Origin of the sequence: Rhizobium sp. BK196, assembly GCF_014193255.1 — a bacterium.
Lineage (GTDB): Bacteria > Pseudomonadota > Alphaproteobacteria > Rhizobiales > Rhizobiaceae > Rhizobium.
On the sequence record NZ_JACHZB010000002.1, the window covers coordinates 566,885 to 593,325 of the forward strand.

General features: G+C 60.0%; 24 protein-coding genes. 10 read left to right on the plus strand and 14 right to left on the minus strand.

Going from position 1 to position 26,441, the window contains the following annotated elements:
- Positions 1-87 precede the first annotated feature (87 nt).
- Positions 88-426 (plus strand): cupin domain-containing protein, encoded by a 339-nt coding sequence (locus tag FHT78_RS09210; protein WP_183742756.1) that lies wholly within the window; start codon positions 88-90, stop codon positions 424-426.
- Here FHT78_RS09210 and FHT78_RS09215 read toward each other — a convergent pair whose 3' ends face one another.
- Positions 427-1,371, minus strand: a complete 945-nt coding sequence (locus tag FHT78_RS09215; RefSeq protein WP_183742757.1) for a LysR family transcriptional regulator — start codon at positions 1,369-1,371, stop codon at positions 427-429. It abuts the gene before it with no gap.
- 252 nt (positions 1,372-1,623) lie between these two features.
- On the opposite strand from FHT78_RS09215, the gene FHT78_RS09220 reads away from it, so the two are divergent.
- From FHT78_RS09220 to mmsB, 7 genes are all read left to right on the plus strand, one after another.
- Positions 1,624-2,835 (plus strand): ABC transporter substrate-binding protein, encoded by a 1,212-nt coding sequence (locus tag FHT78_RS09220; protein WP_183742759.1) that lies wholly within the window; start codon positions 1,624-1,626, stop codon positions 2,833-2,835.
- A gap of 3 nt (positions 2,836-2,838) precedes the next feature.
- The gene (locus FHT78_RS09225; RefSeq protein WP_183742761.1) at positions 2,839-3,624 is read left to right on the plus strand and encodes an ABC transporter ATP-binding protein; all 786 of its coding nucleotides are present in this window, start codon (positions 2,839-2,841) and stop codon (positions 3,622-3,624) included.
- Complete coding sequence (locus FHT78_RS09230) at positions 3,624-4,325, plus strand: ABC transporter ATP-binding protein (RefSeq protein ID WP_183742762.1); 702 nt, start codon at positions 3,624-3,626, stop codon at positions 4,323-4,325. The genes FHT78_RS09225 and FHT78_RS09230 overlap by 1 nt, the downstream gene beginning before the upstream one ends.
- 4 nt (positions 4,326-4,329) lie before the next feature.
- Positions 4,330-5,217: a branched-chain amino acid ABC transporter permease gene (locus tag FHT78_RS09235; RefSeq protein WP_183742764.1), complete on the plus strand. Its 888-nt coding sequence runs from the start codon at positions 4,330-4,332 to the stop codon at positions 5,215-5,217.
- A 1-nt stretch (position 5,218) separates the two neighbouring features.
- A complete protein-coding gene (locus tag FHT78_RS09240) occupies positions 5,219-6,208 on the plus strand; it encodes a branched-chain amino acid ABC transporter permease (protein WP_183742766.1) in 990 nt (329 codons plus the stop codon).
- A 110-nt stretch (positions 6,209-6,318) separates the two neighbouring features.
- Entirely contained in the window at positions 6,319-7,914 is a 1,596-nt protein-coding gene (locus FHT78_RS09245) for a GMC family oxidoreductase N-terminal domain-containing protein (protein ID WP_183742768.1), read from the plus strand.
- Between the two features lie 9 nt (positions 7,915-7,923).
- Positions 7,924-8,805 carry a 3-hydroxyisobutyrate dehydrogenase gene (mmsB, locus tag FHT78_RS09250; protein ID WP_183742770.1) on the plus strand — a complete coding sequence of 294 codons (882 nt, stop codon included), beginning with the start codon at positions 7,924-7,926 and terminating at the stop codon, positions 8,803-8,805.
- A gap of 7 nt (positions 8,806-8,812) precedes the next feature.
- Here mmsB and FHT78_RS09255 read toward each other — a convergent pair whose 3' ends face one another.
- From FHT78_RS09255 to FHT78_RS09310, 12 genes are all read right to left on the minus strand, one after another.
- Positions 8,813-9,862: a siderophore-interacting protein gene (locus FHT78_RS09255; protein WP_183742772.1), complete on the minus strand. Its 1,050-nt coding sequence runs from the start codon at positions 9,860-9,862 to the stop codon at positions 8,813-8,815.
- A 47-nt stretch (positions 9,863-9,909) separates the two neighbouring features.
- Positions 9,910-10,689, minus strand: coding sequence for an ATP-binding cassette domain-containing protein (locus FHT78_RS09260; RefSeq protein WP_183742774.1), 780 nt, complete (start codon positions 10,687-10,689; stop codon positions 9,910-9,912).
- A gap of 86 nt (positions 10,690-10,775) precedes the next feature.
- A complete protein-coding gene (locus tag FHT78_RS09265; protein ID WP_183742776.1) occupies positions 10,776-12,950 on the minus strand; it encodes a TonB-dependent siderophore receptor in 2,175 nt (724 codons plus the stop codon).
- 162 nt (positions 12,951-13,112) lie between these two features.
- Positions 13,113-13,997 carry a helix-turn-helix domain-containing protein gene (locus FHT78_RS09270; protein ID WP_183743472.1) on the minus strand — a complete coding sequence of 295 codons (885 nt, stop codon included), beginning with the start codon at positions 13,995-13,997 and terminating at the stop codon, positions 13,113-13,115.
- A gap of 116 nt (positions 13,998-14,113) precedes the next feature.
- A complete protein-coding gene (locus FHT78_RS09275; RefSeq protein WP_183742778.1) occupies positions 14,114-14,869 on the minus strand; it encodes a fumarylacetoacetate hydrolase family protein in 756 nt (251 codons plus the stop codon).
- A gap of 78 nt (positions 14,870-14,947) precedes the next feature.
- Complete coding sequence (locus FHT78_RS09280) at positions 14,948-16,315, minus strand: FGGY-family carbohydrate kinase (RefSeq protein WP_183742780.1); 1,368 nt, start codon at positions 16,313-16,315, stop codon at positions 14,948-14,950.
- Complete coding sequence (gene rhaM, locus FHT78_RS09285; RefSeq protein ID WP_183742782.1) at positions 16,312-16,632, minus strand: L-rhamnose mutarotase; 321 nt, start codon at positions 16,630-16,632, stop codon at positions 16,312-16,314. The genes FHT78_RS09280 and rhaM overlap by 4 nt, the downstream gene beginning before the upstream one ends.
- Positions 16,629-17,639 (minus strand): ABC transporter permease, encoded by a 1,011-nt coding sequence (locus FHT78_RS09290; protein ID WP_183742784.1) that lies wholly within the window; start codon positions 17,637-17,639, stop codon positions 16,629-16,631. Before FHT78_RS09290 ends, rhaM begins: the two co-directional genes overlap by 4 nt.
- The gene (locus FHT78_RS09295; RefSeq protein WP_183742786.1) at positions 17,636-18,625 is read right to left on the minus strand and encodes an ABC transporter permease; all 990 of its coding nucleotides are present in this window, start codon (positions 18,623-18,625) and stop codon (positions 17,636-17,638) included. The genes FHT78_RS09290 and FHT78_RS09295 overlap by 4 nt, the downstream gene beginning before the upstream one ends.
- A gap of 10 nt (positions 18,626-18,635) precedes the next feature.
- A complete protein-coding gene (locus FHT78_RS09300; protein WP_183742788.1) occupies positions 18,636-20,171 on the minus strand; it encodes a sugar ABC transporter ATP-binding protein in 1,536 nt (511 codons plus the stop codon).
- Between the two features lie 72 nt (positions 20,172-20,243).
- The gene (rhaS, locus tag FHT78_RS09305; RefSeq protein WP_183742790.1) at positions 20,244-21,239 is read right to left on the minus strand and encodes a rhamnose ABC transporter substrate-binding protein; all 996 of its coding nucleotides are present in this window, start codon (positions 21,237-21,239) and stop codon (positions 20,244-20,246) included.
- A 47-nt stretch (positions 21,240-21,286) separates the two neighbouring features.
- A complete protein-coding gene (locus FHT78_RS09310; protein WP_183742792.1) occupies positions 21,287-22,099 on the minus strand; it encodes a DeoR/GlpR family DNA-binding transcription regulator in 813 nt (270 codons plus the stop codon).
- A gap of 208 nt (positions 22,100-22,307) precedes the next feature.
- Between FHT78_RS09310 and FHT78_RS09315 the strand changes: the two genes are divergently transcribed.
- Together FHT78_RS09315 and rhaI are read left to right on the plus strand one after the other, a co-directional pair.
- Positions 22,308-24,404 carry a bifunctional rhamnulose-1-phosphate aldolase/short-chain dehydrogenase gene (locus tag FHT78_RS09315; RefSeq protein WP_113114428.1) on the plus strand — a complete coding sequence of 699 codons (2,097 nt, stop codon included), beginning with the start codon at positions 22,308-22,310 and terminating at the stop codon, positions 24,402-24,404.
- Between the two features lie 50 nt (positions 24,405-24,454).
- Positions 24,455-25,747: an L-rhamnose catabolism isomerase gene (gene rhaI, locus FHT78_RS09320; RefSeq protein WP_183742794.1), complete on the plus strand. Its 1,293-nt coding sequence runs from the start codon at positions 24,455-24,457 to the stop codon at positions 25,745-25,747.
- A gap of 18 nt (positions 25,748-25,765) precedes the next feature.
- Here the strand turns inward: rhaI and FHT78_RS09325 are convergent, their stop codons facing one another.
- Positions 25,766-26,224, minus strand: a complete 459-nt coding sequence (locus FHT78_RS09325; RefSeq protein WP_183742796.1) for a carboxymuconolactone decarboxylase family protein — start codon at positions 26,222-26,224, stop codon at positions 25,766-25,768.
- Positions 26,225-26,441 lie beyond the last annotated feature (217 nt).

Genomic DNA, 26,441 nt, shown 5'->3' on the forward strand with positions numbered 1-26,441 from the left:
GCGCACCAAAGATGCAGAAGTCATCTTTTCAAATGCGGATCGTTGCGCCAGTTTGCGGGCGACAGATTCTGGGATGAGGAGGCAGACATGTCATCAAGCGATCTCTTCGTATCGGCCGAAGGCGCCGAATGGGTAAACCCGGAGCCGGGCGTGACCCGCCGGATCATGACCTATCTGCCCGAGATGATGATGGTGGAAGTTGCGTTCGAGGCGGGTGCGGTCGGTGCTGCGCATTTCCACCCGCATATACAGGCGAGCTATGTTGCCGAAGGCAGCTTCGAAGTGACGATCGACGGCCGCACTGCAGTCTTGAAGGAGGGCGGCAGCTTCATTGTGCCACCCAATCTGGTCCACGGCGTCAAGGCGCTGGAAAAGGGGCGCCTGATCGACACATTCACTCCGCATCGCGCCGAATTCCTGAAATAATCACATCTCCGCCTTCGCCTTTCGTGCTGTGCCGATATAGGGCGGGATGAAACAGGCGTCTTCGCTGCGTGCCGTTTCCCTCAGGAAATCGATGACGGCGCGCACGCGCGGCGCTTGCTTCAAGTCGCGGTGGCAGGTGATCCAGTAATGCCGTTTGAGATCGATCTCGTCGGGCAGCACGCGCACCAATTCAGGATAACGGCAGGCGAAGAAATAGGGCAGGATGCCGAGGCCGAGGCCGTTTCTGGTGGCCGTCAGCTGCGCGAAGATGCTGGAACTCTGGAATTGGGGCTTGATGCGCGGATGCACGTCGCCGAGATAATCGAGCCCCGGCGCGAAGATCATTTCCTCGATATAACTGATGAAGGGGTGGTTCAGCAGGTCGTCACGCGTGGTGATGGGTGCTGCGCGGGCGAGATAGTCGCGCGAAGCATAGACCTGCAGATGATAGTCCGTCAGCTTTTCGGCAAAGTAGGGGCCGCCTTTGGGCTCGTCGAGGACGACGGAAATATCCGCCTCCTTGCGGGAGAGCGACATGATCTGCTGAATGGTGACCAATTCAAGCGCCAGATGCGGATGGCGGGCGGCAAATTGCGGCAGGACGGTCGCAAAGAAGAAATTCGCAAAGCCTTCCGGCGCACTCAAGCGCACGAGGCCGCGTTGGCTGAGCGAGCCATCGGCAAGATCGGATCGCAGCCGCTCCGTTTCCTGCTCCATCTTCTCGGCGGTTTCGACGAAGCGCGTGCCCATAGCGGTCAGCACGTAGCCGCGGGGATTTCGCTCGAAAAGCTTGACCTTCAGGGCAAATTCCAGCCGGTCGATGCGCCGCGAGACGGTCGCATGGCTTGAGCGCAACTGCCGCGCCGCCGTTGAAAGCTGACCGGTGCGGGCGACAGCTAGAAAAAACTGCAGATCGTCCCAAGTAAATTGCGAAGCGTGGCTCATCGGCGTCGCCCATCCGTCTACGTCTTTGGTCTAATGTCGCCCACAAAGGCGCGCGTTGTGATTGTCACCGCGGCGGCATTATGACGGGGTCTGTTCAAAAACGAACAGATACTGTTTGGAATTAGATGTAAACCGCCAGTTGCCTCATGGAGGAAATTCCGTGATCGTAAGGGAGGAGTGATCGCTTTGAGGAGGGCGGGTCGCCAATTTTGAACAGATTCTCAATCTGGCCAATCTCTGGGAGGAGAGACTATGCGAAAGAAATTCATTGCGTCCGTTGCCTTTTTGCTCGCAAGCAGCACTGCCGTGTTCGCCCAAAGTGCGGCCATTTCCGATGGCAAGGTGAAGATCGGCATTCTGAACGACCAGTCGGGCGTCTATGCCGACTTCGGTGGCAAGTCCTCTGTCGAGGCTGCCAAGATGGCCGTCGAGGATTTCGGCGGCAAGGTGCTCGACATGCCGGTCGAGATCGTCAATGCCGACCACCAGAACAAGCCTGATATCGCCTCCAACATTGCCCGCCAGTGGTATGACACCGAACAGGTCGATGCCATCATGGAGCTGACGACATCTTCCGTGGCGCTTGCCGTGCAGGCCATAGCCAAGGAAAAGAAGAAGATCGATATCGTCACCGGTGCGGCGACGACGGATCTTACCGGCAAGGCGTGTTCACCCTATGGCTTCCATTGGGCCTATGACACCCATGCTCTGGCTGTCGGCACCGGCGGCGCGCTGGTCAAACAGGGCGGCGACAGCTGGTTCTTCCTGACGGCGGACTATGCCTTCGGCTATTCGCTGGAACAGCAGACCACCGATTACGTGAAGGCGAGCGGCGGCACGGTCGTCGGTTCGGTGCGTCATCCCCTGTCGACCCAGGACTTCTCGTCCTTCCTGCTGCAGGCGCAATCGTCGGGCGCCAAGGTGATCGGCCTTGCCAATGCAGGTCTCGACACGTCGAACGCCATTAAACAGGCCTCTGAATTCGGCATCACCCAGGGTGGTCAGCATCTGGCGGCGCTGCTGTTCACGCTTGCAGAAGTCCATGGCCTCGGCATGGAGGCGGCGCAGGGCCTGACGTTGACGGAAGGCTATTACTGGAACCGCGATGACCAGAGCCGGGAATTCGCCAAGAAGTTCTTCGCCCGCACCGGCAAGATGCCCAACATGATACATACCGGCACCTATTCGGCCGTTCTGCAATATCTGAAGGCGATCCAGAAGGCTGGCACGGATGAGACGGAAGCCGTCGCCAAACAGCTTCATGAAATGCCTGTCGATGATGTCTTCGGCCGCGGCGGCACGGTTGGCCCGAACGGCCGTATGATCCACGACATGTACCTGCTGCAGGTCAAGAAGCCGTCGGAAAGCAAGGAGCCGTGGGACTATTTCAACGTTCTCGCCACCATTCCGGGCAAGGAAGCCTATATCGATCCCGCCAAGAGCGGCTGCGATCTGGTGAAATAAGATATGGCGGTCTCCGCATTTGAAACTCGGGCCAAGCCGCGGGTGGTGCTTTCCGCCCGCGGCCTGCGCCGCGATTTCGGCGGCTTCACGGCCGTCAGGAATGTCGATCTCGATGTGCATGATGCGAGCGTGCATGCGCTGATTGGGCCAAACGGTGCCGGCAAGACGACGGTGTTCAACCTGCTCACCAAGTTCCTGCAGCCGACATCAGGCACCATCACGCTGATGGGCACTGACATCACCCGGACGCCGCCCGACCGGGTGGCGCGCATGGGCCTCGTCCGCTCCTTCCAGATATCCGCCGTCTTCCCGCACCTTTCGGTGCTCGACAATGTTCGGGTCGCCCTGCAGCGGCCGAACAATCTGTCCACGCAGTTCTGGCGGCCGCTTTCGGCACTCGACAGCCTGAATGACCGCGCTGAGCAATTGCTTGCGAGCGTGGGGCTTTCCAAGGAGCGCGATCACGTCGCCGCAGATCTCTCCTATGGCCGCAAGCGTGTGCTGGAGATTGCCACCACTCTGGCGCTCGATCCGAAAGTGCTGCTTCTCGACGAGCCGATGGCCGGCATGGGGCAGGAAGATGTCAGCGTCGTCTCCGCCATCATTCGCGACGTCGCCCGCGACCGGGCGGTTCTCATGGTCGAGCACAATCTCTCCGTCGTCGCCAATATCTGCCAGCATGTGACCGTTCTGCAGCGTGGGGAAATCCTCGCCGAGGGCGACTATGCAGCTGTCAGCCAGGACGAGCGCGTGCGGCAGGCCTACATGGGCACGGAGGAGCACCACTGATGGCGCCGCTTCTCGAAATTCAAGGTCTGAATGCCTGGTACGGCGAAAGCCATATTCTCCACGGCATCGACATGACGGTCGGTGAGGGTGAGATGACCACCATTCTCGGCCGCAATGGCGTTGGCAAGACGACAACTTTGCGCACCATCACCGGCATCGTACGTGCGCGAAAGGGAAAGCTCAGTTTTGCCGGCACCGACATGATGCAGGTGCCGCTTCACAAGACAGCGCACAAGGGCATCGGTTTCGTTCCGGAGGAGCGTGGGATCTTCGCGACGCTGACGGTTTCGGAAAATCTGATGCTGCCGCCTGTCGTGGCGCCCGGCGGCATGACTCTCGATGAGATCTATGAACTCTTTCCAAACCTTTATGAGCGGCGCACGAGTTCCGGCACCAAGCTTTCGGGCGGCGAGCAGCAGATGCTGGCGATCGCCCGCATCCTGCGCACGGGTGTGCGCCTCTTGTTGCTCGACGAACCGACCGAGGGGCTGGCGCCCATTATCGTCCAGCGGATCGGCGAGGTTTTGAAGACGCTGAAGGAACGCGGCATGACCATCGTGCTTGTCGAACAGAATTTCCGTTTCGCAAGCCGTATTGCCGATCGCTTCTATCTGATGGATCATGGGCAGATGGTCTCCGAATTCCCGGTCAGCGAACTGCCGCAGCGCATGGATATGCTGCACAAGGTTCTGGGAGTGTGATGCGATGACGATGATCTTCGGCATTCCCTTGCAGGCGCTGTTCGGTCAGCTGTTGATCGGCCTGATCAACGGGTCTTTCTATGCGCTGCTGAGCCTTGGTCTTGCGATCATTTTCGGTCTTCTGCGCGTCATCAATTTCGCGCATGGCGCCCAGTACATGCTCGGCGCTTTCGTCGCCTATCTGCTCTTGAATTATCTCGGTATTGGCTACTGGCCGTCGCTGGTCCTGGCGCCCGTCATCGTTGGGCTTGCCGGCGCTGTCATCGAGCGGCTCTTCCTGCGCAGGCTCTATGATCTCGATCCGCTCTATGGCCTGCTCTTCACTTTTGGCCTGGCGCTCGCCGTCGAAGGCACGTTCCGTTATCTCTACGGCTCGTCGGGCCAGCCCTATGCAACGCCGCCCGCACTTGCCGGCGGCATGAACCTTGGCTTCATGTTCCTGCCGATCTATCGCGGCTGGGTAGTGGGCGTTTCGCTCGTCGTCTGCATTGGCACCTGGCTCTTGATCGAAAAGACCAAGCTCGGTGCGTATCTGCGCTCGGCAACGGAAAACGCCACTCTGGTGCAGGTCTTCGGCGTCAACGTACCGGTCCTTTTGACCTTCACCTATGCGCTTGGCGTCGGCCTTGCTGCCTTTGCCGGTGTGCTAGCCGCACCCATCTATCAAGTCTCGCCGCTGATGGGCTCCAACATGATCATCGTCGTCTTCGCCGTGGTCGTCGTCGGCGGCATGGGCTCGATCATGGGCGCCATCATCACCGGCTATGTGCTCGGCATCGCGGAAGGTCTGACCAAGGTCTTCTATCCGGAAGCCTCTAACATCGTCATCTTCGTCATCATGGCGATCGTGCTTCTCATCAGGCCCGCGGGCCTCTTCGGACGGGATGCGTGACATGGCTGACATCACCGAAACGATCCGAACGGAAAAGAGCCGCACCGCCCTTTCGGTGCAGGCCGGCTTCCTGATCATCGGGCTCCTGCTTCTCTTGCTCGCGCCCTTCTTCTTCTATCCGATCTTTCTGATGAAGCTGCTCTGCTTCGCGCTCTTTGCCTGCGCCTTCAACCTGCTGCTCGGCTACACCGGGCTGCTCTCCTTTGGTCATGCGACCTTCTTCGGCGGGGCGGCCTATTTCACCGCCTTTACAGTCAAATCCTGGGGATTCCCGCCGGAGCTCGGCATTCTCGTTGGTGTTGCCGGGGCAGCCCTTCTCGGCTTCGTCATGGGCTTCTTCGCGATCCGCCGCCAGGGCATCTATTTCGCCATGATCACGCTGGCGCTGTCGCAGATGTTCTTCTTCTTCTGCCTGCAGGCCGAATTTACCGAAGGCGAGGACGGCATCCAGTCCGTGCCGCGCGGCCACCTCTTCGGCTTCATCGATCTCAACAGCTCTACCAACATGTATTATTTCGTGCTGGCACTGTTCCTGATCGGACTTCTGATCATCTGGCGCTTCATCAATTCACCCTTCGGCATGATCCTGAAATCGATCCGCGAGAACGAGCAGCGGGCGATCTCGCTCGGCTATTCCGTGGCGCGTTACAAGCTCGGCGCTTTCGTGATGTCGGCAGCCCTTGCCGGGCTTGCCGGATCGGTCAAATCGCTGGTCTTCCAGTTTGCGACGCTGACAGATGTCGCCTGGCAGATGTCGGGTGAGGTGATCCTGATGACGCTGCTTGGCGGCATCGGCACGCTGATTGGCCCGGTATTCGGCGCGGGCCTCGTCGTGACGCTGCAGAACTATCTGGCGACTTCGGAATTTCCGGTGACCATCATCACAGGTGTGGTCTTCATGATCTGCGTGCTGATTTTTCGCCGCGGCATCATCGGCGAATTCTACGCCTCGCGGCTCGGGCGTAAACTGGGCTTTGTCTATCGCCGCTGAACGGGCGGACCTCTTTTCCTGCAATGGGAAGGGATGTGCAGCGGCGCCGCGAAATCCCGCCTCCTCGGCCCCGGGGAGGCGGGATGCAGGCATTTCGGAGTGCATGATCCATGGATCGCTATGACTACATCATCGTCGGGGCAGGTAGCGCCGGCTGCGTGCTCGCAAATCGGTTGTCAGCTGACCGCAACACGAGGGTCTTGCTGCTGGAGGCGGGCGGCAACGACAATTACCACTGGATCCACATTCCCGTCGGTTACCTCTACTGCATCAACAATCCGCGCACCGATTGGTGTTTTATCACCGCGCCCGAGGACGGGCTGAACGGGCGGGCGCTGAACTATCCGCGTGGTAAGGTGCTCGGTGGCTGCTCCTCGATCAACGGCATGATCTACATGCGCGGCCAGGCGCGCGATTACGATCTCTGGCGGCAGATGGGGTGCACCGGCTGGGGCTGGGAGGACGTGTTGCCGTTCTTCCGCAAGTCGGAGGATCACTACAGGGGCGGGGACGAGATGCATGGCGCCGGCGGCGAATGGCGCGTGGAAAAGGCGCGCGTGCGCTGGGATGTGCTCGATGCCTTCCAGCAGGCGGCCAAGGAGGCCGGCATTCCCGAAACGGCGGATTTCAATCGCGGCAGCAACGAAGGCTCCGGCTATTTCGACGTCAACCAACGCTCCGGCATCCGCTGGAACGCGACCAAGGCCTTCCTGCGCCCGGCGATGAAACGCGGCAATCTCACTGTGATGACGAAGGCGCAGGTTCGGCGATTGTTGATCGACGAAGGCGCCGTTGTCGGCGTCGAATTCCAACATCGCGGCACGGCAAAGCGGGCCTATGCCGCAAAGGAAACCGTGCTGTCGGCCGGCTCCATCGGTTCGCCACACATTCTGGAACTGTCGGGCGTCGGCCGCGGCGAGGTTCTGCGTCAGGCTGGCATCGATGTGCTGACAGAGGTGAAGGGCATAGGCGAGAACCTGCAGGATCACCTGCAGCTTCGGCTTGCCTACAAAGTGACGGGCGTGCCGACCCTCAACGAAAAGGCGTCGAAGCTGATCGGCAAGGCGGCGATCGGGCTTGAATATCTCATGCGCCGCTCTGGGCCGATGGCTATGGCACCGAGCCAGCTTGGTATCTTCACCCGGTCGGGACCGGACAAGGAAACGCCCGATCTGCAGTATCACGTGCAGCCGGTGTCGCTGGAGAAATTCGGCGATCCGGTCCACGCCTTTCCTGCGATTACAGCGAGCGTCTGCAATCTCAGGCCGGAAAGCCGCGGCTCCGTGCATGTTTCCAGCCCGGATTTTGCCGCCCAGCCAATCATTGCGCCAAGATACCTCTCGACGCAGCGCGATCGCGACATAGCTGTTCGTTCGATAAAGCTGACGCGCAGGATCGTGGCTCAGCCCTCGCTCGCCCGTTTCCATCCGGAGGAATTCAAGCCGGGTCCGAGCTATCAGAGCGAAGCGGAACTGGAAAAGGCGGCAGGCGATATCGGCACGACGATCTTCCATCCCGTCGGCACCTGCCGCATGGGCGTCGATCGGGATAGCGTGGTGGATCCGCGGCTCCGGCTGCGGGCGCTCGCCAGGCTGAGGATCGCGGACGCCTCGGTGATGCCGGCCATCACGTCCGGCAACACCAATTCACCGACGATCATGATCGCCGAAAAGGCAGCGGCCATGATCCTCGAAGACAACAGATAGGAGATGACCATGGCAAGGATCGGATTCATCGGGCTTGGCAATATGGGCGGGCCGATGGCCGCCAATCTCGTCAAGGCTGGCCACGAGGTTCTGGGTTTCGATCTGGCGGCACCGGTGCTGAAGGCCGCCGAGGAGAGCGGCGTGAAGCCCGCGAGCCATGCAAGCCAGGCGGTCAAAGAGGCCGAGATCGTCATCACCATGCTGCCGCAGGGAAAACACGTGCTGACGGCCTGGGCGGATATCCTGCAATCGGCCAATCAGGGGGCGCTGGTCATCGATTGCTCGACGATCGATGTCGAAAGCAGCCGCAAGGCGCATGAGATGGCCAAGGCCGCAAGTTGCCTGTCGCTCGATGCACCGGTTTCCGGCGGTACCGGCGGGGCGAGTGCCGGCACGCTGACCTTCATGGCCGGCGGATCCGAGGAAGCCTTCGCCAAGGCGAAACCGATCCTGGAGGCCATGGGTAAGAAGATCGTCCATTGCGGCGAGGCCGGCGCCGGACAGGCAGCGAAGATCTGCAACAACATGATCCTCGGCATTTCCATGGTCGGCGTGTGCGAAGCCTTCGTGCTTGCCGAAAAGCTCGGCCTTTCGCATCAGGCGCTCTTCGATGTCGCCTCCACGTCATCCGGGCAGTGCTGGTCGATCAATACCTATTGCCCGGTGCCGGGACCTGTGCCGACATCGCCTGCCAATAACGACTACAAACCGGGCTTTGCCGCCGCACTGATGCTCAAGGATCTCAGGCTCTCGCAGGAGGCCGCACTTGCAAGCGGCGCCTCCACGCCGCTTGGCGCAGAGGCCGCGCAGCTTTATGCGCTCTTCGAGAAGCTCGGCAACGGCGGCAGGGATTTCTCCGCCATCATCGAGCTGTTCCGCGAAAAGACGTGAGGCGGATTTATCGCTCCCAGTAAGCGCCGATGCTCATCCTACGGCGGTCATGGCTGCGCTCGGTCTTCAGGAAATCGCGGATGCGTTTTGCTTCGGATCGTTCGCAGCCGGCCCAGACGAAAGTGTCGGCATCGGCGTCGGCCAGCGCGTTTCTGACGGCGCTCTCGACGAGACCCATCGTGCCGGCGGGCGCGCCATGACGATGCATCCAGACGAGGTCGACCTTGCCGGCCGATGGCATCCCAAGCTCTTCCGATGGACCATCGACTTCCAGGAAAATCCGTAGCTGCGTTCCAGGGGGAACTTCGGCGGCGATACGCGAGATGGCGGGCAAGGCCGTCTCGTCTCCTGCGAGGATCATTGACGTGGCTTCCGGCACGCCGCCTCCGCCGGGGCCGAGTGCGCCGGCGATATCGCCGGGCTTCGCATTCATCGCCCATTCGGCGCCAGGCATGTTTTCGCCCTCATGCAGCACAAAGTCGATATCGATCTCGCCGCGCTCCAGATCGATGCTGCGGAACGTGTAGATGCGCACGGTCAGCGCATCCTCGTCCTTCGCCCATTCGATGCGGCCGTCCGCACGCAGTTTTGGCCAGACGGGCGTGCGACCCTTCGGCGGAATGAGCAGACGAAAGTGCAACCCGCCGTGAGCGAAATGCCTGGCATCGTCGCAGGCCACGGTCACGCGGCGCATATGCGGGCTGACGTTGCGGGCGCCGACCACCCGGATTTCGCGCAAATCCGGCAGCTGGTCCGCGTTCGGCGCGTCCGACCAAATGAGCTTCAATCTCTCTTCACCGGCGAACTGGAAGAGATGCTCGGCAAGCACCGAGCGGACATTCTGAAGCGCCCGCGCGCTCCTGCAGGAAAGCTGGATTGCGAGCTTGCGGCCTTCGTGGCGGATATCGGCCCTGCCGGTAATCATCTCCAGCGTCACCAGATCGCCTTCGCGCTTGACGGTGCTGTGTTCGGCAAAATGCGAGCAAAGGGCGTCGAGCATCCTGCCGGGATCGGCGGCGATTGCGACGCCAGATGCGATAAAAGGCTCAGCTAGCATTGTTTGATGTCCTTTTGCCAAACTGCTCGGGTGAACAATGCCATGCGCTACAACAGATAGCTGACCGGCTCGTTGCGAACCGGATGCGGGAAGACGCCCATGCCGACACCGAAGATCGACTGCAGCTTGTCGGCCTGCATGATCTCGGCCGGCGTTCCCTCTGCGGTGATCTTGCCGTGGTTGAGGGCGATGATCGCATCGCAATAGCGGGCCGCGAGATTGATGTCGTGCAGCACGATGATGACTGTGAGCCCACGTTCGTGGCTGAGTTCCTGCACCAGCGAAAGAACGCTTGCCTGATGGGCGAGGTCCAGCGCCGACGTGGGTTCGTCGAGCAGCAGGCAACGGGCGTTCTGCGCAAGCATCATCGCGATCCAGGCGCGCTGGCGCTCGCCACCGGACATGCTGGAGACGAGACGGTCGGCAAAATCCTCGAGTTCGGTACGGATGATTGCTTCCTCGACCATCTCGCGGTCTGCGGCGCTGAAACGGCCGAGTGTGCCGTGCCAGGGAAAGCGGCCGAGCGCCACGAGTTCGAGCACGGTCATGCCGTCAGTTGCCGGCGTGAACTGCGGCATGTAAGCGACATGGCGGGCGAAGGCGCGGCTGCTCCAGTCGGCGGCGGCCTTGCCGTCGAAGGAGATCATACCGTTCTTTGGGGCGATCTGCCGGGCGATGATTTTCAGAAGTGTGCTCTTGCCGGAACCGTTCGGGCCGACAAGGCCATAGATGCGGCCAGCCTCGAGCGTCAGATCGATGCCGTTGAGGATGGGCCTGGTGCCGATGGCATAGTCTATTCCGGAAAGGTTCAGGAAGGGCGTGGACACAAGGAAACTCCGGTTTCGCTGCAAAGGTTCGGGAGAAGCCCTCCCTTTATAGCAGGCTCCTCAAAAACTAAACTTGATTTGTCAACTTACCATTTCTTGCTGAGCTTGAAAGTGACCGTGCGTGCATCGCCGTAACCGCAGACCGTCAGACCTTGGCAGCTCGACACATATTCCTTGTCGAAGAGATTGGCGACGTTGAGCGAGGCGGCCCAGTTTTCGTTCTCATACCGGATCGCCGCGTCGAAGAGGGTGGCGGCCGGTACCTTCTCGGTATTGAGCTCATTGGCCCAGGACGTTCCCTGGTGACGGACACCTGCGCCGAAGCTCAGGCCTTCCAACGTACCTGTCGTAACCGTGTAGTCGAGCCAAAGCGACGCTGTCACCTTCGGCACGATGTAAGGCGATTTGCCGATCAGGCGTGGGTCGGCTTCGTTCTCAAGCACTTCCATATCGGTATAATCGACCCCCGCTATGACCTTCCAGTTATCATTGACGTTGATCTTGCTTTCCAGTTCGAAGCCGCGCGAGCGCACTTTGCCAAGCTGGCTCTGGGCGAAGGTCGCCGGGTTGGTAACCGTGTTGTTGCGCTTGTCGATCTGGAAGACGGACGCGGTGATGGAGCCATCGAAGAAGGTCGGCTCGTATTTGACGCCACCCTCAATCTGGTAGCCTTCTTCCGGCTTCAGCGGACCGGAGACGCCTGTGCCGATCAGCGGATTAAAGAAGGTTGCGACGCTGACATAGGGCGTCAGGCCGGTGTCGAATTCATAGGCAAGACCGGCACGACCGCTCACGGCATTGTCGTCCGAACTGTAAGACGTTCCGACAATGGCATCCGAATTGGTATCAACATAGTCGTAACGGCCGTTCAGCGTCAGCAACCAGCCGTTGCCGAAATGGATCTGGTCCTGAGCGTAGAGACCAAGCTGCCTCTGAGTGACTGTCTGATCAATCTGAATGTCGTTTGCCGGCTGGGGCAGGCCATAGATCGGATCGGTGGCGCTGATCGGCGTCGCGACGGTCGGCCATGTCGGCCATTTCTGCAGATTGTCGAGTTTGTAATACTTGTAGTCCAGGCCGACGAGCATGTTATGCGTGGCGCCGCCAAACTCGGCTTCGCCTTCCAGCCGATTGTCCATGCCGAAGGAATCGACTCCGGAGCGGCCTTCGAAGCCGACACGCGCCAGCAGATAATCGGGATCTGTTGGCGCCCCGCCGTTCCAGCCATTCAGATATGGGCCGATCTCATGCTTGTCGAGGTGGCCATAGCGCAGGTTCTGGGAGAACTTGATGCCATTGTCGAATTCATGCTCGAATTCGTAGCCGATCATCTTCTGGACATAGCTGCCGTCGTCGATATCGGGCTCGCCATAGAAGGCATCCCGTGGGATTTTGCCGAAAGGTGCATCCTTGACCGTACCGACATAGGGGAAGAAGCCGTTGCCGGTATGGACCTGATTGAGGCCGCCAATATAACCCCATACCGTGAAGCTCGTCGCATCGTCAGGGGCGATTTGCAGTTGCGGCATGATGAAGCCGCGGAAATCATGAGAGAAATCCGAATAGTTATCGCCACCGGCAACCTTTCCGGTGATGCGATAGGTCATGGTCTCGCTGGAGCCGACCTTGTCGGAGATATCAAATCCCGTGAAGGCGTTGCCATTACTGTTGATGCCGATATCGGTGTAATAGAGTGGCTCGTCCAGCGGGCGCTTGCGCACGAGATTGATGATGCCGCCCGGGTTGGCGCCGCCATAGAGAACCGAGGCAGGACCCTTCAGGACATCGACGCGCTCCAGCATGAAAGGATCGATCTGGAAGCCGCCGAAGCCATAGCTGAAGAGGGTGAGGTTGTCGAAGAAGACACCGGTCTGTGTGGCGTTGAAGCCGCGGATGTAGAACCAGTCGGTATCGGGGTCATTGCCGAAGGGCTGGGTTGTGATGCCGGGAGTGTAAAGGAGCGCCTCATCGACCTTGTTCGTGACACCACGGTCTTCCATTTCCTGCTTGCCGATGACGGAGACTGACTGCGGGATTTCGTTGATCGGCGTGTCGCTCTTGGAGCCGGCAGTCGAATTCTTCGCGACATAACCTTTGACCGGGCCGGTGGCGCTGTCATCGCCGCCTTGGATGACGATCGGCGCCAGTTGTGTCGGGCTGACGTCCTGAGCAAGAGCGGAGGATGCCGCCATGATGCCGGCGACGGCCGTTCCTGCCATTAGATATGCCCTGAAGATGAGCCGCTCAGTCTGCGATCGCATAGAATACCCCACTCGTGCCGCGGCTTTTCCTGCCACGGTATGGCTTTGAATAAGTCGAGTGTTTAACTCAATTTTAATTTGCCGGATTGTCGCGATCGGGTGGAAATTGAACGTTCTTGGGCAATATTCCGGGCGGCGTGCAAAAGCTCAGGCGTGTTGCACTTACGCAATCTGTGCCTTTTTCCAGTTCGCCGGCGTGGTTCCCAGATTCTTGCGGAAGACACGGGTGAAATGGGCCTGGTCGGCAAAGCCGGTTTCGACAGCGATGGTCGTCAAGGGATATTCGCTGCGCACGAGCAGATGTTTTGCGCGATCGAGGCGGAGATTGGTCTGATATTGATGCGGCGCCACACCGGTCGATGCCTTGAAGGCGTGGCTGAAGTGCGATTGCGACAGGCCCGTGACGGATGCCAGTTCCTCAAGCCGGATATTGCGCAGGCAGTTTTCCTCAATGAAATCGGTGGCACGGCGCAATTGCCAGCCGGCAAGCTTGCTGCGCTTGCGCGGCTGCACCTTGGTAAGCTTCAGCACATCGATGATGAGGGAGAGCGACAGGCCGTCGCCATAGAGATCATGCAGCGGCTGCGGATTGACACATTCGGCGGCAATCAGCTGGGCGAGCGACAACAGGCGCTCGTCGGAAAACAGGAGTTGGGCATTGGCGAGGCGCTGCGGATCGAGATCGTCGCCGAGCCTTCGGCTGATCGTCTCGACATCGAAATGAATGTCGAGATGGCGCAGCGAATGCACATCCACCAGATCGGCCCAGACTTCCATATCGGCCGGCACATAGGAGATTGGCCGCTTTTCGGTGTCCTGAACCGTGCCGTGGGCGCGTGGCGAAAGCTTTACTCGCGAATTGCCCGGCCCACGCTTTTCAAGGAGGATGAAAAGCCGCGGGTCGCGCGATACGTAATAGCCACCGGAATGGGGAGCGCAGTCCACATCCCAGACATCGGCCACGATGCCGTTCCACACCCGACGATTGACGCCTTTGGTGACGGAAAAGCCGTGAATCCTGTTTTGCATGCGCGGTTGAAACGTCATTTCCACTTCTGTCTCCGACCGACGGCCGAAATAAACCTTCGTGTTAAACTCAAGTTTAATACAGGAGGCGGAGTGGGATGACAATCACCCAGTTCATGCGGGTGGAAATGCCGCTATCAGGCGACGGAGAAGGTCAACCTAGCGCTGTCGCCGAAGCGGATGTCGATCTCCCCGGGTTCGGTGAGTTCGACCGCCCCGCTAAGAGTACCCGTCGTGACAAGCGCGCCCGATTTCAGTGAATCTTCCGGGCGCAGCGGGTCGTTGGCGTAATCGACCAGCCAGGTCACGATGTCGCCCTTCGGATGTTTGGCAAGACCGTCATAGATCGTCTTGCTGTCTTGGGTGACCTTCAGCGGCGTGCTTGCCGCGGTATCGATAAAACTTTTTGCGACGGAGGGGCCGAGCACATAGCCGCTATTGCCGAGGCGGTCTGCGAGGAAGAGAAGGAAGGAGACAGCACCGCTTTCCTTGACCGCGCTGACCAGCAGTTCGGCGCCAAGATAAGCGGTGGAGATCGCCTCCAGCACTTCGGCGCGGCTATAGGGGGCACCCTTGCGATAGGGCAGATCCCTGCCCAAGCGAACGGCAATTTCGGTTTCGAATTTCAGGCCCGGATACCAGGCAATGGTGGCGCCGGAGGTGGCTTCGGCATAGGGATGGAGAGGTGCGGTGACCGGCTGGCCCTCGGGCGAGGCCGTGACTTTCCAGGCGTTGCTCGTAACCCCTTCTTCAATCTTGAGGGCATCCTGGGTTGCCATCGCCTGGTTCAGATCAGCCGGCAGCGAAAAGGCGCGCGTCGGCTCCTGCTTTGCGGCCTGGCGCAAGCCGCGGAGTTTGGTGGCTAGTGCGCGCGGGTCGAATGAATCAGTCATGCTGTTTCCTCCATCAAATCGAGAGGTGCCACAGTAGCGGCGCAGCCGACGTGGACAAGGCTAGTCTTGGAAAGGCTGTTATTCCATCGCGGCGTACCAGCGCTCCCGGTAGGCGGGAAGGCCTGGAATTGCCTGCGGCGAGAAGTGTTTTTCTACCCCGGATACCGGCTTGATGCCGGCAAGCAGGGCAGCGCCCTGACTGGTGCCGGTAGAGCCCGGCAGCGCCATCGTATCGCGGCCGGTGATTGCGGCAATCAGCGACAGATAGGTCTCGTTCAATGCGAAAGGACCCTCGACGATGATTGGGCCTTTGACGCCGATCAACCCGAGGCAGGCCTCCGTCATCAATGCGAGATAGAGGCAGGCAGCGGCATATCGTTCGTCGCAGCTCGCATCTTCCGCGTTGATCCAGCGGCTGACCTTGCCCGGAAAGGGACCGGAGCCGGGCGCCACGTTCGGCAGTAACATGATGCCCCTTTCGACGACATCCGCGATAACAGCTTTTGCCTCTGCATCGCCGACCTTGCCGATCTCGGCCGAGAGGATTTCGAATTCGCGACCGCCCATGAAGCGGGAGGAGGGCACGGCGCGGCCGTAGGCATCTACATTGGCGAGCGCATCGCGCTTGGCATCGAGATGGGCGAGATCCCCGCCGACGCCGAAATTGATGACCCAGGTGCCGGTCGAGACGACGGCAAAGGGCGCTTCGCGGCCGACGAGATGCGGCAGCAGTGACGCGTTGGAATCATGGATGCCGCAGTAGACCGGCACCGAGAGACCGATTTCTTCGGCAATGTCCGGCAGAACGGGACCGAGTGGATCAAAGGCCGAATGGATCGGCGCCATCCGGTCGCGAATGGCGAGGGTATCGACCAGCGAAGAGTAGACACCTGTCTTCGGGTTCCAGAGGTCCGTGTGGCAGCCGAGCGAGGTTGCCTCGTTTGCCGCCACGCCGGTCAATCGTGCCGACCAATATTGCGCATAGGTGAGGATGGTTGCGACTTTGGCGAACTCTCCGGCAAAAGCTGTTTTCTGGTAATGGAGTTGCGCTCCGATATTCAGACCCATTGAAAGACGGGGCGAGAAGGTTTCGGCGAAGGGCGGCCGCAACGCGTCATAGGCGTCGCGGATCTCCTGCGGGTATTCATGCTCATAGTCGATGACGGGCATCGCAAGCTTGCCGTCCGCGGCGAGCAGGGCCGCGGCCGCGCCATGCGTGGTAATCGAGATCGCGTCGAAACCCGGCTCGCTGGCAAAGGCTTTCAGCGAAGCGAGAGCGAAGCTCCAGAGTGCTTCAATATCATAATGCGGATAGAGGCCGTCGCGGATGACCGTATTCGGCTGCTTGCGGACGGCGATTTCTGCGCCCGTCGCGCTGTCGAGAACGACGACCTTGGCGTTTGTCTTGCCGATATCGAGAACGGCGATGCGGCGGTAATCGCTCATGGCATATGAAAAACAGTAACGAGGTCGCTCTGTACGGGCGAATTGTCCGGATTGGACGCCATGATATCAGCCATATGCGCCCACCATTTCTTCATGACGGGATGGTCCGGCAGGCTTGCCATCGTGTGATCCTGCGGCCGGGTCAGCACGCCGAAAAGCGTGTTGGTCTCGCGGTCAAGATGAATGGAATAGTCGCTGGCGCCGGACTGATGCAGCAGCTCGACCAGTTCCGGCCAAATCTCGTCATGCCGCTTCCTGTATTCGGCCTCCATGCCGGGATTGAGCTTCATCTTGAAGGCGTGTTTTTCCAGGGTCATTTGGCGCTCATGGCGTTGATGCGGCGGGCGATGATCGGGATCGCGATGGTGATGATCAGGAGCAGGCCGATGAAGATCGACATGACGATGCCGGGTACGTTCAGGAGTCCCAGACCGAAAGTGACAAGGCCCATAACGAAGGCGGCGATGACGACGCCGCCGATCGTGCCGGAGCCGCCGAGGATCGAGATGCCGCCGAGCACGACCATGGTGACGACTTCCAGTTCCCATCCTTGAGCGATCGACGGGCGCGTCGATCCGAGGCGCGAGGTGAGGCAAACGGCGGCGATACCGCTCATAACACCGGTCAACAGGAAGAGGATGAATTTCACGCGCTCGACCGGAATGCCGGAGAAGCGGGCGGCAAAATCGTTGTTGCCGATCGTATAGACCTGTCGGCCGAAATTCGTCGCATGCAGCAGGATGGCGAAAAGGATCGCCAGCACGATAAACAGCACAAATTCGAAGGAGAAAACCCAGACGACATAACCCTGGCCGAAATAGGCGAAATCAGCCGGATATTTGCCATAAGCCTGGTCGCCGAGCACGATGTAGGAAATGCCGCGGAAGAGGCTCATCGTGCCGATGGTGACGACGATCGACGGGAGCTTCAGCACGGAAACGAGCACACCGTTGAAGATGCCGCAGAGAAGGCCGGTACCGACGCCGATCAGCACGAGGCCCGGCGTGCCGATGCCGGCTTGTGCCGCAGCACCCATGGCCGTGGAAGCAAGCGCGATGATCGCGGCGACCGACAGGTCGATCTCACCTGCGATAACGAGCAGCGCCATGGCGAAGGCGATCATCGCCTTTTCGGTGAAGTTGAAGGTCGCGTCAGACAGGTTCCAGGCATCGAGGAAATAGGGCGAAGCCACGGAATTGAAGATGAAGATCAGGACGGCGACGCCGAAGAGCAGCACTTCCCAGCTCGACATGATGCGCTTGAAGGGCGTGCCGAGCCGATCGGGGATGACGCGTTTTTCAGGTGTTGACGAAACGGCGCTCATGCTGCGACCTCCGCTGCTGCGCGATCCCGCAGGATGATACGCCCGCGATTGCGCTCGCGCCTTGCGTTGAAGACGACGGCGAGGATGATGACGGTTCCGGAGATTGCCATCTGCGTGAAAGGCGAAATGCCGATGACGGGAAGGGCGTTCTTGATGACGCCAAGAAAGAGTGCGCCGAGCACCGTGCCGGCTACCGAGCCGACACCGCCGGCAATCGAGATGCCGCCGATGACGCAGGCCGCGACGCTATCGAGTTCGAAACCGTTGGCAATGTCGACATAGGCGACTGCATAACGGGAAACCCAGAGATAGCTGGAAAGACCGGCGAGCGCCCCCGAGAGCACGAAAGCCAAGAATTTCGTCTTGCCCGTATTGATACCGGCATAGACGGCGGCCGTCGGATTGCCGCCGGTCGCATAGGCCGACCGGCCGAACTGGCTGTAGCGCAGCAACATATACATCAGCCCGACGATGATGATCGCAACCCAGCTTAAGACCGGCAGGCCGAGGATCGGCGCGCGGGGAACGGCAAGGAAAGTCGGCGTCATCTGATGCGCGTTCACCCAGGCGCCGCCCGAGAGCACGAAGGCCATGCCGCGATAGATGGTGAGCGTGCCGAGGGTGACGACGATCGGCGGGATTTCCAGGCGCCAGACGAGGAAGCCGTTGATCGAACCAAGGGCTGCGCCAATTACGACGGCTGCGAGAATGAGGACGATGAGCGGCAGTCCAGGGAAGGCAGCATTCATCATCGCAATCGCCATGCCGGTAAAGGCAAGGTTGGCCGCGACCGAAAGATCGATCGATTTTGTCAGGATGACCGTCATCTGGGCAAGCGCCAGGATGATCAGGATTGCCGTATCGTTGAAGATGCCGGCGAGATTGTCCGGGGTGGCGAAATCGGCAGCACGCGTCGAGAAGACGGCGATCATCACCACGATGATGGCGAAGAGCAGGGTTTCGCGTTTTCTGATCAGTCTCATCATACCCGTCACCTCATGCATTTCCGGTCGCCGCGCGCACCAGCGCTTCCGGCGAAAGCTGATCGCGTTCGAAGAGCCCGGCCGACAGGCCTTCTTTCATGACCAGAACGCGGTCCGACATGCCAATGATCTCGGGCAATTCGGAAGAGATCATGATGATAGAAAGGCCCTCGGCAGCGAGCTCACTGATGAAGCCGTGGACAGCAGCCTTCGAGCCGATGTCGATGCCTTTAGTTGGCTCATCCAGGATGATGACCTTGGGCATGGTGGCGAGCCACTTGCCGATGACGACCTTCTGCTGGTTGCCGCCCGAAAGCGTGCCGACCGGCACTGAAAGGGCAGCAGCACGCAGGTCCAGGCGTTCGGCATATTTGCGGGCGAGCGCGAATTCTTCCGCCGCCTGCAGGAAGCCCTTGCGCGAGGTGCGCGTCAGCGAGGGTAGCGTCATGTTCTGATAGATCGGCATTGGCAGGGCCAGTCCATGGCGGCCGCGCTCTTCCGGCACATAGACGATGCCGGCGCGAATGGCGTCATGCGGAGAATTGATCGAAATCTCCCGGCCTTCAAGCGATAGTCTGCCGGAGAGCGGCCTGGTGATGCCGAAGAGCGATTGGGCTAGTTCCGACCGTCCGGCGCCGATCAGGCCGTAGATGCCTAGAATTTCGCCCTTGCGCAGCGTCAGCGAAATATCGCGGAATTCGGTGCGGTGGCTGTATTTTTCGACTTCGAGTACCGGCCCGCCGATCGCCACGTCGATCTTCGGGAAGGCGTTTTCGACGTCGCGGCCGACCATCATGCGGACGATTTCGTCCTGCGGCGTTTCCTTGAGCTTCCCGTGGCCGACGTCGCGTCCGTCGCGGAAGACGACATAATTGTCGGCGATTTCGTAGAGCTCGTCGAATTTATGGCTAATGAAGAGGATGGCCTTGCCGTTCGCCTTCAGTCCCTCGACGATACGGAAGAGATCGTCGATTTCCTTGCGCGAAAGCGCAGCCGTCGGTTCGTCCATGATGACGATGCGGGCCTCGATCGACAAAGCGCGGGCGATGGCTACGAGGTGGCGCTGCGCAATCGAGAGATCCTTCAGGCGGATCATCGGATCGATATTGCTTTCAAGCGAGGTCAGCAGCGCGCGGGAGCGGCTGTTCATCTCGCTCCAGTCAATGGTGCGCCAGCGGGTACGGGGGGCGTGACCGAGGAAGATATTTTCGGCGACCGAAAGCTCGTCGAAGAGCACGGTTTCCTGGTGAATGGCGGTGACGCCTGCATCGATGGCCGCCTGAGCCGTAGCAAAGTGCACCGGTTTGCCATCGACAATGATCTCGCCCTCGTTGGGGCGGTAGATGCCGGTCAGGATCTTGACGAGCGTCGACTTGCCGGCGCCGTTTTCGCCGATCAGTGCCGTCACCTTGCCAGGATAGAGCGCGATGCTGACATTATCGAGCGCCTTCACGCCCGGAAAGATCTGCGAGATGCCGCGCATTTCCAGAATGGCGGGTGCGTCATCGGTTTTTTGATCCGCGACGGGGTGTTGAAGGGCAGGGGACATCAGCAAGCTTACCACCATCGAAAGAGAAGCCCGGCGGCAGAGCCGCCGGGTGTCCGTTCATGATCTCTGAAATCAGAAGACCTTGGAGAACTGGTCGATGTTCGAGGCATTGTAGACGAAGGGGTCGGCCATAGCGGCTTCGCCATTGTCGCCGATCTTGATCTTGCCCATGCGGCCGGCTTCGATTTCGCTGCCCGGCTTGCCGTCGGCATCGCCCTTTGCAAGGTGATAGGCGATCTGCGTTGCAGAGTAGCCGAGATCGATCGGGTTCCAGATGGCGAATTCTTTGGTCGCGCCGGACTTGATCGCGCCAGCCATTTCAGAGGGCAGGCCGAGACCGGTGACGTAGACCTTGCCGACCAGACCCTTGTCTTCGACGACCTTCGAAGCAGCGAGAACGCCGACCGTCGTCGGAGCGACGATGACCTTGACGTTCGGGTTGGACTTCAAGAGGCCTTCGGCTTCACGATAGGACTTGTCCGAGAGGTCGTCGCCGTAAACGGTGGTGACGAGGTTCAGGCCCGGGAAGTCCTTCAGCTGCTTCTTCATCTGGTCGATCCAGATGTTCTGGTTGGTCGAGGTCGTGGTTGCCGACAGGATGGCGAAGTCACCCTTGCCGCCTTCAAGATGATCCTTGGCGAGCGTCAGGCACATCTTGCCGATCAGTTCGTTCGAGGACGGGTTGAGCTGCAGGATGCGGCCTTCCGGAGCAACGCCGGAGTCCCAGGAAATAACCTTGATGCCCCGCTGGGTAGCCTTCTTCAGCGCCGGAACGACGGCATCCGGGTCATTTGCCGAGATCGCGATGGCATCGACGCCCTGAGCGATCAGCGAGTTGATCACTTCGATCTGGCCTTCGGCCGTCGTGCTCGTCGGGCCGGTGTAGATGACTTCCACGCCGCCGAGTTCCTTGGCCGCTTCCTGAGCGCCCTTATTGGCAGCGTCGAAGAAGCCGTTGCCGAGCGACTTTACGACGAGGCCGATCTTGATGTCCTTGGCGCTTGCGGCGCCAGCCATCATGGCAACGGCAAAAGCCACACCGATTGCAAGTGTCTTTGCAAGTTTCATGTCATGTCCTCCCACTAAGATTTAGACTTCCACACCTCGCCGACGCCTCATGCGACCGACGAGGAATCCTCCTTCACAGCCTGGGCCACCGCGCTCGCCACGACGAGCCGGACGCCGGCATTCTCGATCATGCGAGCCGCTTCCTCCGAGATGCCGTCGTCGGTGATGACCACAGATACGCGGTCGAGCGGGCAAAGAATGAGGCTCGACCGGCGATTGAATTTGCTTGAATCGACCATGACGACGAGCTCGTCGGCCTGGTGCATCAGTTTCTGCTCGCTCTGGATGATGAGGGCATCCGCCTCCATGATGCCGAGCGGGCCGACGCCCTGGGCGCCGATGAACATGCGCCGCGCATAGAAATTGCGGATCGCATCATTATCGAAAGGCGACAGGATCAGGCTCTGCTCGCGATAGATCGCGCCGCCCGGCACCGTCACACTGTTCTTGGAATGCTTCACCAGATGTTCGGCAATGGCGAAGGAATTGGTCATGACCTGCATGCGATGGCCGGCCATATAATGCACCATCTGGAAGGTCGTCGTGCCGCCATTTATGATGATGGCGTCGCCCGCCTCACAGAGATCGACGGCTGCGCGCGCGATTGAGCGTTTTTTATCGATATTGACTGATTCTGAAACTCTGAACGGGCGTCCTGCAAGATTTCCAAGCTGCGGCGGGTGCACAGCCTCCGCGCCGCCACGAACGCGCCGGATCTTACCCTGCACGTGAAGAGCCGCAATGTCGCGCCTGATCGTCGCTTCAGAAGCGTCCGTCAGCTCGGAAATGTCCTGAATCGTAACGACGGACTTTTCCTGGACAGCGCTTAAGATAATGCGATGGCGTTCGCGTTCGTGCATTGGGCTCCTCCTCTTGTCATATTTATTTCGTATCCGTTAAAGCCTGTCAATCAGAAACGATCATAAATTTTCATATTGCGATGCAGCATAATCGAATTTGATCGTTTTCGATTGACAAGCGCCATTTTGATGCGCGATACCGTGAGCGAAAGGGCGTGCTTATCGCGGTGCCCGCAGGCCTATACACAAGCCTATATGGGAGGATGACATGGCGGCAAAGGTTCGACTTCTCGAGAACCGGTGGGATGATGCTTATGCGGCGGGCCTCGATGAGCCCGGCAAGCTTCTCTATCGCTCGAATCTGCTCGGCGCCGACAAGCGCATCACCAATTATGGTGGCGGCAACACGTCGGCCAAGGTCATGGAAACCGACCCGCTAAGCGGCGGCAAGGTTCAGGTTCTCTGGGTCAAGGGCTCGGGCGGTGATGTCGGCACGATCAAGCTCGACGGTTTCGCGACACTTTATCAGGACAAGCTGGAATCGCTGAAAGGCATCTACAAGGGCGTCGAAGACGAAGACCGCATGGTCGGCTTCCTGCCGCATTGCACTTTCAACCTCAATGCCCGCGCCGCTTCGATCGACACGCCGCTGCATGGTTTCGTGCCCTTTACCCATGTCGACCACATGCATCCGGACGCGATCATCGCCATCGCCGCCTCCAAAAACTCCAAGGAACTGACCAAGCAGATCTTCGGTGACGCGATCGGCTGGCTACCGTGGCGCCGCCCGGGTTTCCAACTCGGCCTCGACCTTGAAGCTTTCGTCAAGGCGAACCCCACGGCTAAGGGTGTCGTGCTCGAGAGCCACGGCCTCTTCACCTGGGCAAACGATGCCAAGGCCTGCTACGAACTGACGCTCGATATCATCAACAAGGCAATCGAATGGTTCGCCGGCCAGACCGAAGGCAAGACGATCTTCGGCGGTGCCGTCGTGCAGAGCCTGCCGGTAGCAGAGCGCCGCGCGATTGCTGCCCGCCTGATGCCGGAAATCCGCGGACGTATCGGCAAGCAGGAGCGCAAGCTCGGACACTTCGATGATCAGGACGCCGTACTTGAATTCGTCAATTCGAAGGACCTGCGCCCGCTTGGTGCGCTCGGCACCAGCTGCCCTGACCACTTCCTGCGCACTAAGATCCGCCCGCTGATCGTCGATCTCGATCCGGCAAAGCCTGATGTCGATGCCATCATCGCCGGCCTTGACAAGGCGCTTGAAGATTATCGCGCCGATTACGCGCGCTACTACAATGCCTGCAAGCACGCCAATTCGCCCGCCATGCGTGACGCCAATCCGGTCATCTTCCTGGTGCCGGGCGTCGGCATGCTGTCCTTTGCCCGGGACAAGGCGACGGCTCGTATCGCCAGCGAATTCTATGTCAACGCAATCAACGTGATGCGCGGTTCCTCGACGGTCTCGGAATATCAGGGCCTGCCGGAGCAGGAAGCCTTCGATATCGAATACTGGCTGCTTGAAGAAGCCAAGCTGCAGCGCATGCCGAAGCCGAAGAGCCTGGCAGGCAAGGTCGCCTTCGTGACCGGCGGCGCCGGCGGTATCGGTCGCGCCACGGCTGCGCGCCTCGTCGGCGAGGGCGCCTGCGTGGTGCTTGCCGATATCGATCAGGCCGCACTTGAATCGACCGAAGCCGAATTCGTGAAGAAGTACGGCGCGGATGCGGTGCGCACTCTGAAGCTCGACGTTACCAAGGAAGACGGAGTCATCGCCTCCTTCGCCGAATCCTGCGTCGAGTTCGGCGGCATCGATATCCTCGTTTCGAATGCCGGCATCGCGTCTTCGGCGCCGATCGAGACGACAGAGCTTTCGACGTGGAATCGCAACATAGACATTCTGGCGACCGGCTATTTCCTCGTTTCGCGCGAGGCTTTCCGTCTCTTCCGCCGTCAGGCGCTTGGCGGCAACGTCGTCTTCATCGCATCGAAGAATGGTCTTGCCGCTTCGCCGAATGCGGCTGCCTATTGCACGGCAAAGGCTGCCGAAATTCACCTTGCCCGTTGCCTGGCGCTCGAAGGCGCAGAGGCCGGCATCCGTGTCAACACAGTCAATCCGGATGCGGTGCTCCGCGGCTCGAAGATCTGGAGCGGCGAATGGCGTGAACAGCGCGCGGCTTCTTCAAAGATCGAAGTGGACGATCTCGAGGAACATTACCGCAAGCGTTCCATGCTGAAGCTCAACGTCTTCCCGGAAGACATCGCCGAAGCCGTCTACTTCCTGGCATCCGATCTTTCGGCCAAGTCGACCGGCAATATCATCAATGTCGATGCCGGCAATGTTCAAAGCTTCACGCGCTGATCGCCAGCGGCGGGCGTTGCCCGCCGCAACAAAATCTCTGGGAGGAAGACATGGCTGAATTCAGGATTGCGCCGGATCTGGTCGCAACGGAAAACGACAAGCGCGCTGGCGCGCTGAAGGCTGACTACGAAGCGCTTGGTGCCACACTCGCCCGTCGCGGCGTCGATATCGAGGCGATCACCCGCAAGGTTTCGGAATTCACCGTGGCCGTGCCCTCCTGGGGCGTGGGCACCGGGGGCACGCGCTTTGCACGATTCCCGGGCACCGGCGAGCCGCGCGGTATCTTCGACAAGCTCGACGATTGCGCCGTCATCAACCAGCTGACGCAAGCAACGCCGACCGTTTCCCTGCATATTCCCTGGGACAAGACCGATGTGAAGGAGCTGAAGGCGAAGGGCGATGCGCTCGGCCTCGGTTTCGACGCGATGAACTCCAACACCTTCTCGGATGCGCCCGGCCAGAAGCTGACCTATAAATATGGCTCGCTCAGCCACACAGATGCGGCGACGCGACAGCAGGCAATCGAGCACAATCTCGAATGCATCGAGATCGGGAAGGCGATCGGCTCCAAGGCGCTGACCGTCTGGATCGGCGACGGTTCCAACTTTCCCGGCCAGAGCAACTTCACCAAGGCGTTTGAGCGTTATCTCGCCTCGATGGCCGACATTTACAAGGCGCTGCCGGACGATTGGCGGCTCTTTTCCGAACACAAGATGTACGAGCCAGCCTTCTACTCGACGATCGTGCAGGATTGGGGCACCAACTATCTGATCGCCCAGACGCTCGGTCCCAAGGCCTATTGTCTTGTCGACCTCGGTCATCACGCACCGAACACCAATATCGAAATGATCGTCGCCCGTCTTATCCAGTTCGGCAAGCTCGGCGGCTTCCATTTCAATGACTCGAAATATGGTGACGACGATCTCGATGCTGGTTCGATCGAGCCCTATCGCCTGTTCCTCGTTTTCAACGAGCTCGTCGATGCCGAACAGCGCGGCGTCAACGATTTCCATCCAGCCCATATGATCGACCAGTCGCATAATGTGACGGATCCGATCGAAAGCCTGATCAACAGCGCCAACGAAATCCGTCGAGCCTACGCACAGGCGCTCATCGTCGATCGCAAGGCGCTCGATGGCTATCAGCAGGACAATGATGCGCTAATGGCTTCGGAGACACTGAAGCGCGCCTACCGCGCCGATGTCGAGCCGATTTTGGCCGAAGCGCGCCGCCGTGCGGGCGGGGCGATCGACCCAATCGCTGCCTACCGCACCAGCGGCTACCGCAAAAAGGTAGCCGCTGAGCGTCCCGCCTCCGTCTCCGGCGGCGGTGGTATCATCTAATCGGTTGGAAGCCGTCCATCACGGCTTCCATTGTCCCGCGACCTGCCGGGTGGCGACGTTCAGCCGGTTCCAAACATTGATATTGGCAATTGCGATGACGAGGGCCGCAACGCTCTTGCCGTCGTAGTGACGGGTGCATTCGTCCCAGACCTCATCCGGCACCGGATCTGCGCGGTCGCTGAGGCGGGTAACGGCCTCCGTCAGCGCCAGTGCTGCGCGTTCGGCATCGCTGTAATAAGGGGCTTCGCGCCAGCCCGCGACCGCGAAGAGTCGCTCGTCGGTCTCACCGTGTTTGCGGGCAATGCGCCAATGGCCGTCGATGCAGACGCTGCAGCCGTTGATCTGGCTGGCCCGCAGGTAGACGATTTCCAGAAATCCTGGCGCAAGTCCGGCCGTGGCCGGCAGCTTGCCGAGGGCATTCAGTGCCTGCATGGCGTCGGGGATGACGATGGCAGGATTTCCCATTCTCTCTTGCATGTTTAATCTCCTGATGGCGTGTTCCGTTTGACGCAGAGCCGGCTGTTGCCGATTTCGTTCGTCATGGATTTGACGGATCAGGGGCAGAGAGTGTGACGGGGGAGGGTAAAAAGATGAGAAGCGAACTGGTGAGCATCTGCTACGTCAGGAATTGACGGTCACCGTCAAAACCGCTTCGCGGCTCGTCGCGGCAGCAGCCCGCAGGCTCTCAATGGCC

What these genes read in the sequence shown, in the direction of transcription:
- FHT78_RS09210 (WP_183742756.1), top strand. Translation starts at nt 88, where the DNA reads ATGTCATCAAGCGATCTCTTCGTATCGGCCGAAGGCGCCGAATGGGTA.
- FHT78_RS09215 (WP_183742757.1), bottom strand. Translation starts at nt 1,371, where the DNA reads ATGAGCCACGCTTCGCAATTTACTTGGGACGATCTGCAGTTTTTTCTA.
- FHT78_RS09220 (WP_183742759.1), top strand. Translation starts at nt 1,624, where the DNA reads ATGCGAAAGAAATTCATTGCGTCCGTTGCCTTTTTGCTCGCAAGCAGC.
- FHT78_RS09225 (WP_183742761.1), top strand. Translation starts at nt 2,839, where the DNA reads ATGGCGGTCTCCGCATTTGAAACTCGGGCCAAGCCGCGGGTGGTGCTT.
- FHT78_RS09230 (WP_183742762.1), top strand. Translation starts at nt 3,624, where the DNA reads ATGGCGCCGCTTCTCGAAATTCAAGGTCTGAATGCCTGGTACGGCGAA.
- FHT78_RS09235 (WP_183742764.1), top strand. Translation starts at nt 4,330, where the DNA reads ATGACGATGATCTTCGGCATTCCCTTGCAGGCGCTGTTCGGTCAGCTG.
- FHT78_RS09240 (WP_183742766.1), top strand. Translation starts at nt 5,219, where the DNA reads ATGGCTGACATCACCGAAACGATCCGAACGGAAAAGAGCCGCACCGCC.
- FHT78_RS09245 (WP_183742768.1), top strand. Translation starts at nt 6,319, where the DNA reads ATGGATCGCTATGACTACATCATCGTCGGGGCAGGTAGCGCCGGCTGC.
- mmsB (WP_183742770.1), top strand. Translation starts at nt 7,924, where the DNA reads ATGGCAAGGATCGGATTCATCGGGCTTGGCAATATGGGCGGGCCGATG.
- FHT78_RS09255 (WP_183742772.1), bottom strand. Translation starts at nt 9,862, where the DNA reads ATGCTAGCTGAGCCTTTTATCGCATCTGGCGTCGCAATCGCCGCCGAT.
- FHT78_RS09265 (WP_183742776.1), bottom strand. Translation starts at nt 12,950, where the DNA reads ATGCGATCGCAGACTGAGCGGCTCATCTTCAGGGCATATCTAATGGCA.
- FHT78_RS09270 (WP_183743472.1), bottom strand. Translation starts at nt 13,997, where the DNA reads ATGACGTTTCAACCGCGCATGCAAAACAGGATTCACGGCTTTTCCGTC.
- FHT78_RS09275 (WP_183742778.1), bottom strand. Translation starts at nt 14,869, where the DNA reads ATGACTGATTCATTCGACCCGCGCGCACTAGCCACCAAACTCCGCGGC.
- FHT78_RS09280 (WP_183742780.1), bottom strand. Translation starts at nt 16,315, where the DNA reads ATGAGCGATTACCGCCGCATCGCCGTTCTCGATATCGGCAAGACAAAC.
- rhaM (WP_183742782.1), bottom strand. Translation starts at nt 16,632, where the DNA reads ATGACCCTGGAAAAACACGCCTTCAAGATGAAGCTCAATCCCGGCATG.
- FHT78_RS09290 (WP_183742784.1), bottom strand. Translation starts at nt 17,639, where the DNA reads ATGAGCGCCGTTTCGTCAACACCTGAAAAACGCGTCATCCCCGATCGG.
- FHT78_RS09295 (WP_183742786.1), bottom strand. Translation starts at nt 18,625, where the DNA reads ATGATGAGACTGATCAGAAAACGCGAAACCCTGCTCTTCGCCATCATC.
- FHT78_RS09300 (WP_183742788.1), bottom strand. Translation starts at nt 20,171, where the DNA reads ATGTCCCCTGCCCTTCAACACCCCGTCGCGGATCAAAAAACCGATGAC.
- rhaS (WP_183742790.1), bottom strand. Translation starts at nt 21,239, where the DNA reads ATGAAACTTGCAAAGACACTTGCAATCGGTGTGGCTTTTGCCGTTGCC.
- FHT78_RS09310 (WP_183742792.1), bottom strand. Translation starts at nt 22,099, where the DNA reads ATGCACGAACGCGAACGCCATCGCATTATCTTAAGCGCTGTCCAGGAA.
- FHT78_RS09315 (WP_113114428.1), top strand. Translation starts at nt 22,308, where the DNA reads ATGGCGGCAAAGGTTCGACTTCTCGAGAACCGGTGGGATGATGCTTAT.
- rhaI (WP_183742794.1), top strand. Translation starts at nt 24,455, where the DNA reads ATGGCTGAATTCAGGATTGCGCCGGATCTGGTCGCAACGGAAAACGAC.
- FHT78_RS09325 (WP_183742796.1), bottom strand. Translation starts at nt 26,224, where the DNA reads ATGCAAGAGAGAATGGGAAATCCTGCCATCGTCATCCCCGACGCCATG.